This window comes from uncultured Solobacterium sp. (assembly GCF_963550625.1).
Lineage (GTDB): Bacteria > Bacillota_I > Bacilli_A > Erysipelotrichales > Erysipelotrichaceae > Bulleidia.
In genome coordinates this window covers 1-7,365 of record NZ_CAUVCV010000026.1, presented here as the reverse complement: position 1 = coordinate 7,365, position 7,365 = coordinate 1, and the positions used below count along the sequence as shown (strand labels likewise).

The following is a 7,365-nucleotide window of genomic DNA, read 5'->3' as shown; positions in this document are numbered from 1 at the left end:
GTTGCTTGTCCAAGTTCATATTCATAATCACTGACAGCACGAATACCACGAATAATGACAGCAGCTCCAATCTTACGAGCAAACTCTACGGTTAGACCAGAACCAATCATTACCGTCACATTCTGTGGGTTACCAATGGACTTCAAACTATCAATAACCATCTGTTTTCTTTCTTCGCTGTTGAATAAACAAGTCTTACGTGGATTAACCATAATCAATACCACGACTTCATCAAACAAACGTGATGCACGCTCAATAATATCCAAATGACCGTTTGTAATTGGATCAAATGTTCCTGGATAGCAAGCCTTCATCCTTCCACCTCATTTCGATAATAGGTAATACGTGTAATTCCATAGGTTGCTTCTTTATATGGTTTTAAAGAGCCAAACTCTTTTTTAAATTCATCTTCTTTTGCGGATTCAATGACAACCACACCATAATCCGTAATCATTTTGTTTTCATTTAAATATTCTAAAATCTCATCATTGTGTTGTCCTGCATATGGAGGATCTAGATATACCAAATCAAAACGTAGCCCTTCCGCCTTTAAAAGCGATAGTACTTTCTTGTCTGGCATATGCAAGACTCTAGTCTTATCTCCACAACGTAATGATTCTATATTCTTACGGATGATATTAATTGCATCTTTAGAGATATCCGCAAACACCGCATAATCAAATCCACGAGATAGTGCTTCTAAACCATTAGCACCACTACCTGCATATAAATCCAATACAGTACCACCATCAAACATCCCTCCTAGGGATGAAAACACAGCTTCTCTAACTTTATCTAATGTAGGTCTCGTCTGATTCCCAGAACGTGTCTCTATCTTACGCGAACGATATTCACCAGCGATAATTCTCATCGAATCTCACCTCGTTTATAAGAGGCAATCACTGCTTGAGAAATACCAACACATGCCATGATAGACATCGTAGAAGAACCACCAGCGGATACCATCAACAGCGGTACACCTGTTAGAGGAATTAATCCTGTAACCCCACCGATATTAAAGAACATATGTACCAAGAAATACATTGCTGTACCAACAAGGATAATACGTCCCTTTTCACTACGCATCTTTAGAGCATAGCGTAATAAGACAAAGATTATAAATCCATAGACTGCAAGTAAACCAATAAAGCCTACAAAGCCAAGCTCTTCAACTACAATCGCAAGGATATAGTCCGTACTAGCAGCCGGGAAGTTTGTATACTTACGTACAGAGTTACCAAGCCCCTTACCAAACCATCCACCTGTCGCAAAGGAAATCAAACCACTAATCAACTGATAACCAGTGCCATATTGGTCCATGAAAGGATTGATCGCAGATATGAAACGCTTAATCTGATATGTCTTTAGGAACGTCATCTTCGCGATGAGATGTTCTCCAGATGGAGATAAGATATAGAATCCTAAGATAACGGAACCATAGAATAGGATTGTTAATACTCTTTGATACCCTCTTAATTGAGGATGATTTGGAACCAAGAAACATACACAGATAATCACAAAGATGACTGCCATCGATCCAAAGTCAGACTGTAAAATCCAAACAATAAATAAGATTACACCATCAATAAAGAGTGGACGTTTGATTAAGTCAAATTTCTTACTATAACTATGAAGATTATCACCCAAGTATAAGGCAACAACCAAAATCGCTATAATCTTCGCAAACTCCGAAGGCTGTAACGTAACTTCAGTTACACCAAGTGGAATACGAATCCATGCTCTAGCACCATTGGTCTCCGTAAATAACAAACATAATAGTAAGCTTGCAATCGTTGCAAGTATCACTAAGAACGTCGTTGATGACTTCAATTTCTTAAGTTGAAAGTGATTTGCTAAAAATGTCATGGCAGTATAACCTGCAACAGCATAGACAACCTGCTTTACAATTGTAATCACTAGAAAACGATTATTACCACCTGCTACACCCATCGAAGCACTACCAACCATGATGATGCCAAACAACATCAAAATAATCATCGCCGCATGTAAGAAATGGTCGGATGATTTTGGCATACGTAGATTCAAGAACTTTCTCTTCTTCGTCGTAGCATTCACCTGAATTGGTTCTACTTTTTTCGGTTTCTTTTTCTTTGTTTGCATACAAGTATTATTCTAACATACTGCAGGAAATCCACATATCGAACATCGCAAATATCATTAAATTTTATAAATTTTTTGATGATAAACGCTTACATGAATGCGTGTTAGTTGAATTACGCTTTTAGAATGTTAAAATGTATGCTGAGGTAAAAATTATGTTAATTAATAATGATACAATCGTTAAAGATACTGACCCGTTAATTCGCGAAAAGTCTGAGCCAGTTTCATTGCCCCTTTCAAAGGAAGATGAAACTTTATTACGTGACATGTTGCAATACGTAAAAGATTCCACCGATGAAGAAAAAGCGAAGAAGTTTAACCTTCGTCCAGCTGTTGGTATTAGTGCAATCCAAGTCGGTATAAAGAAAAGAATGTGTGCCGTTGCCTTTGATGAAACAGATAAAGATGGCAATGTTGTAAAATATGAATTTATGTTAGTAAATCCTAAAATTATTTCTCGTTCCGTACAACCTGCATATTTAGAAAGTGGCGAGGGTTGCCTCTCTGTCGAAAATGAACATGAAGGCTATGTTGTACGTAATGCACGTGTAACAATTAGAGCGTTTGACCTAGTCCAAAACCAAGATGTAGAAATTCGTGCACGTGGTTATATCGCGATTGTATTACAACATGAATTAGATCATATGGATGGTATTTTGTTCTATGATCATATCAACAAAAAAGAACCAAACAAACCAATTGAAGGTGCCCTTGTTTTATAGTGAGACTTCTTTCTTTTTCATTGAAGAATGCTATAATGAAGGCGAATAAAACTACTACCTTTACCAATAATTAAATAAATGAAAGGAATTTTTATAATGACTGAAAATAATAGCAGTAAGAAAACGACTCGCCCACTTCGTCGTACTCGTATTACTGAACCTGATTTAAGCGACTTAGCGATTAATCATAAGACAGATACGATGGTATACGCACTTGGTGGCTTAGGTGAAGTTGGAAAGAATATGTACTGTGTTGAACATGATGATGAAATCATCATTGTTGACTGTGGTGTACTCTTTCCAGAAGATGCTTTACTCGGTGTCGATTATGTTATCCCAGATTATTCTTATCTGGTAAAAAATCAAAACAAAATAGCCGCAATGGTAATCACTCATGGTCACGAAGACCATATTGGTGGTATTCCATTCTTCTTAAAGACAATTCGTTTAAAACAGATTTACGCTCCACGCTTTGCGAAAGCGTTAATCGAAAAGAAATTAGAAGAACATCGTTTAACGCGTGTATGCAAGATTACAGAAATCAATTCAGAATCCAGTATTAAGACGAAACATTTCTCAATTGGTTTCTTCAATGTCGTTCACTCAATCCCAGATGCACTTGGTGTTCTAATTAATACACCAAACGGACGTATTGTTGAAACAGGTGACTTTAAGTTTGATATGACACCAGTTGGTACAAACGCTGACTTCCAGAAGATGGCGTACATTGGACAAGTTGGTGTTTCCCTTCTGATGAGTGATTCCACAAACTCCTCTGTTCCTGGTTCTTCTATATCTGAAAAGACTGTAGCTCGTGCCATCATGGAACAGATGCGTAAGACACCAGGACGTATGATTGTTTCTACTTTCGCTTCTAACGTATTACGCTTAAACCAGATTCTAGAAGCAGCTGTCGCATGTAATCGTAAGGTTGCAGTATTTGGACGCTCAATGGAGAATGTATGTGAAATTGGTAAGAAGATGGGTGTTATCCAGATTCCTGATAGTAGCTTCATCTCTGGTAACGAGTTAAATACTCTTCCTTCAAATCGTATCTGTATCGTATGTACAGGTTCTCAAGGTGAGCCAATGGCTGCCTTGAGTAGAATTGCGAATGGTACACACCGTTTCATCAAGATTATCCCTGGTGATACAGTACTATTCTCATCCAACCCAATCCCAGGTAATGGTTCTTCCGTTGGAAGTGTCATCAACCAGTTAACACGTGTTGGAGCTAACGTTATTACAAACTCCCCATTAACTTCCTTCCACACAACAGGACACGCTCCTCAAGAAGAACAGAAGTTAATGTTAAATCTCATCAAGCCTGAATGGTTCATGCCATACCATGGTGAATACAAGATGTTAAAACAACATTCCGCAACAGCGCAAGAAACAGGTATCCCTGAAGATCATTGCTTGATTTGCTCGAATGGTGACGTTGTTGTATTACGTGATGGTAAGTGCTTTATCGCGAATGAACGCGTACAGACAGACGACATCTACGTTGATGGTAATGATATCTCTGGTCTAAGTACATCCGTTATTAAAGACCGTAAGATCTTAGCAGAAAATGGACTTGTAGCAGTTATCGTTACGATTGATTCTCGCTACAATAAGATTCTCTGCCGTCCATCTATCGTTTCTCGTGGCTTTGTATACATCAAAGATTCTCAAACTCTTCTCAAAGAAGCTGAGTTACTTGTATACGATTCCCTTAAGAAGAAGATGCAGCAGCGCACAACCTTTGGTGAATTAAAGAACTGTATCCGTTCTTGCTTAGAACCTTTCCTCTTCCAGAAGACAAATCGTAATCCAATTGTGATTCCGGTTATCTTGAATCAGAAAGCAGCGATTGCAGAGATTCAAGCAAAGATGAAAGCAAACGCAACACGTACCCCAAGAACAACCAAGAAAACACAAGAGTCCTAAGGACTCTTTTCTTTATGCATGTATACAAAAAGAAAAGACGGCTAACCGTCTTTTCTAGATGATTACTTAACTTCTACGATCTTCATCATGTTCGCAGATCCTTCACCTGTTGGATAACCTGCAGAGATGATGATTAATTGACCCTTCTTAACACCGTAATTCTTAGCAACTGTTGATGCGAGTTCGTCATCATTTGTTAACTGGTTTTGTACTTCGGAGTAAACCGGTAATACTCCCCAGTAACTTAATAACTTACGTTGAATGTCCTTTGTGAATGTAACTGCTAATACAGGTACACTTGGACGGAACTTAGAAATACGACGAGCTGTTGTTCCACCCTGTGTGAATACAACGATAGCACCGATATTGTCTAATGTTAATGTAGCATCACTGATTGCGATGGAAACTGCATCTTGTACTGTCTTACGTGTAGATTGCTTTAACCAATCTAACTTTGTACGGTAGTTGATGATCTTTTCAGCTTCTTCAGCGATTTCTGACATTGTTTCACAAGCTTCTACTGGATAGTCACCAGCTGCAGATTCAGCAGATAACATAACACCATCAGAACCATCTAATACAGCATTACATACATCAGATGCTTCAGCACGTGTACAACGTGGGTTGTGTGTCATAGAGTCTAACATATGTGTAGCAGTGATTACTGGCTTACCAATAATGTTTGCCTGACGAATAATGTGCTTCTGATAGATAGGAACTAACATTGTAGGAATTTCTACACCTAAGTCACCACGAGCTACCATGACACCATCAGCTGCTTCAAGAATAGAATCAATGTTGTCATAACCTTCTTGGTTTTCAATCTTAGGAATAATGTTAATATGTGGCTTACCCTCTTCAACGCAGATTGCACGAATTGCATTTACATCTTCTGGTCTTCTTGTAAAGGAAGCAAAGATAAAGTCAACATCATTACGGCAACCGAAACGGATATCAGCCTCATCCTTAGCAGATAAGAATGGCATACTTAGTTTAACGCCTGGTACGTTACAACCCTTACGTGAGCTGATAGGACCTGCGACTTCAACACGGCACTTTAATTCGTGACCATAGTTTTCAAGTACAGTAATCTTCATCTTGCCATCATTGATTAAGATATAATTTCCTTGCTTTAAGTCATCGAATAATTCTGGGCATTGAATGTGGAAACGTTCATGTGTTCCTTCAATTTCTGCCTTTGTCAAATAAACGATTTCACCGATTTCGTAGTTTTCAACATCATTCTTGAAAGTACCTAAACGGATTTCAGGACCCTTTGTATCTAACGCAATCGCTAGGTTTACACCTGTCTTTGCACTTACAGAACGAACTAATTTAATTCTTTCTAAGTGCTCTTCGTGTGTTCCATGGCTGAAGTTTAAACGAGCGATGTTCATACCTGCACCTACAAGTTCTGTAAGTGTCTTCTCATTTTCTGAAGCTGGACCAATCGTACATACTACCTTTGTTTTCTTAAATAAATGTTTGTTTTCCAAAGCAATCATCTCCTTCTTATACTAAACGATCAAACAATCGATATAGTTTCTTTCTACTCTTACGAGGTTTCTCTAGTGCTTCTTGAATTGGCATTGAACAAATTTCGTTGTCGATAATACCAACACAATGTCCACCAATACCTTCCATCAATAAATCAATGGCTTTTTCACCCATTCTGCTAGAAAGCATACGGTCAACCGGAGTTGGGGAACCACCACGCTGAATGTGTCCCAAAATCGTTGCACGACCGCTGAAATTTGTATGTAATGAAACTTTCTTTGCTAAGCCATCTACGTCACAAATCTTTTCAGAGATAATGACAATTGCGTGATTCTTTTTCACTGCATCCCCAAGATAACGTAACTTCTCTAGAACCTCTGTTTCGTCATAGCCTGTTTCAGGTGTGATGACGATTTCTGCACCACATGCAATTGCAGTATAGAGTGCTAAATCTCCACAATGATTTCCCATTACTTCAACAATGGAACAGCGGTGATGTGAACTAGATGTATCACGTAGTTTATCTACGTTTTCTACACAAGTTTGTAACGCTGTATCAAAACCGATTGAGAAATCTGTACCAGAGATATCATTATCAATTGTACCAGGTAAACCAATACAATTAATCCCCTTATTCGTTAGTGCAAGTGCTCCACGATATGAGCCATCTCCACCAATAACAACTAGTGCATCGATACCTGCTTTACGCAGATTTGCAACACACTGATTTTGAACTTCTTCTTCTTTAAATTCAGGTAAGCGAGCTGATCCAAGTGTCGTACCACCACGGTTTAAAATATCTGAAACATCTGTCCGTTCTAGTACTTGAAACTTTTCTTCTAGAAGACCGCGATATCCATCACGAATACCAACAACTTCAATCCCATTACTGAGCGCAATTCTGGTTACGGCACGAATTGCGGAATTCATTCCTGGCGCATCTCCACCCGATGTTAAAACGCCAATTTTTCTAACCATCTAAAAGGCCTCCGAATCTTAATCATTTTATACTATTAAAGCGTATTATTAAAGCGTTTTACAATGTTTTTCGCCTATCTTTTCCTGTAAGCGTTTTTATCTTTGCCATACTCGT

7 protein-coding genes are annotated in these 7,365 nt (G+C 38.4%); 2 read left to right on the top strand and 5 right to left on the bottom strand.

From position 1 onward, the window contains the following. The 3 genes from coaD to RYK16_RS08155 all read right to left on the bottom strand — a co-directional run. The coding region (gene coaD / locus RYK16_RS08165) for a pantetheine-phosphate adenylyltransferase (protein ID WP_314851763.1) at nucleotides 1–314 on the bottom strand (314 nt) is incomplete at its 3' end. Beyond that, a complete protein-coding gene (gene rsmD, locus RYK16_RS08160; RefSeq protein WP_314851762.1) occupies nucleotides 311–871 on the bottom strand; it encodes a 16S rRNA (guanine(966)-N(2))-methyltransferase RsmD in 561 nt (186 codons plus the stop codon). The genes rsmD and coaD, both read right to left, overlap by 4 nt. After that, nucleotides 868–2,121 carry an FtsW/RodA/SpoVE family cell cycle protein gene (locus RYK16_RS08155; protein WP_314851761.1) on the bottom strand — a complete coding sequence of 418 codons (1,254 nt, stop codon included), beginning with the start codon at nucleotides 2,119–2,121 and terminating at the stop codon, nucleotides 868–870. Before RYK16_RS08155 ends, rsmD begins: the two co-directional genes overlap by 4 nt. Nucleotides 2,122–2,276: 155 nt before the next feature. Between RYK16_RS08155 and def the strand changes: the two genes are divergently transcribed. Together def and rnjA are read left to right on the top strand one after the other, a co-directional pair. After that, a complete protein-coding gene (def, locus tag RYK16_RS08150) occupies nucleotides 2,277–2,843 on the top strand; it encodes a peptide deformylase (protein WP_314851760.1) in 567 nt (188 codons plus the stop codon). 96 nt (nucleotides 2,844–2,939) lie between these two features. Beyond that, nucleotides 2,940–4,775, top strand: a complete 1,836-nt coding sequence (gene rnjA, locus RYK16_RS08145) for a ribonuclease J1 (protein ID WP_399554539.1) — start codon at nucleotides 2,940–2,942, stop codon at nucleotides 4,773–4,775. Nucleotides 4,776–4,837: 62 nt separating this feature from the next. Here rnjA and pyk read toward each other — a convergent pair whose 3' ends face one another. Together pyk and pfkA are read right to left on the bottom strand one after the other, a co-directional pair. Then, nucleotides 4,838–6,280: a pyruvate kinase gene (pyk, locus tag RYK16_RS08140; protein WP_314851759.1), complete on the bottom strand. Its 1,443-nt coding sequence runs from the start codon at nucleotides 6,278–6,280 to the stop codon at nucleotides 4,838–4,840. A gap of 7 nt (nucleotides 6,281–6,287) precedes the next feature. Then, nucleotides 6,288–7,250, bottom strand: coding sequence for a 6-phosphofructokinase (gene pfkA / locus RYK16_RS08135; protein ID WP_294207823.1), 963 nt, complete (start codon nucleotides 7,248–7,250; stop codon nucleotides 6,288–6,290). Nucleotides 7,251–7,365: the final 115 nt, after the last annotated feature.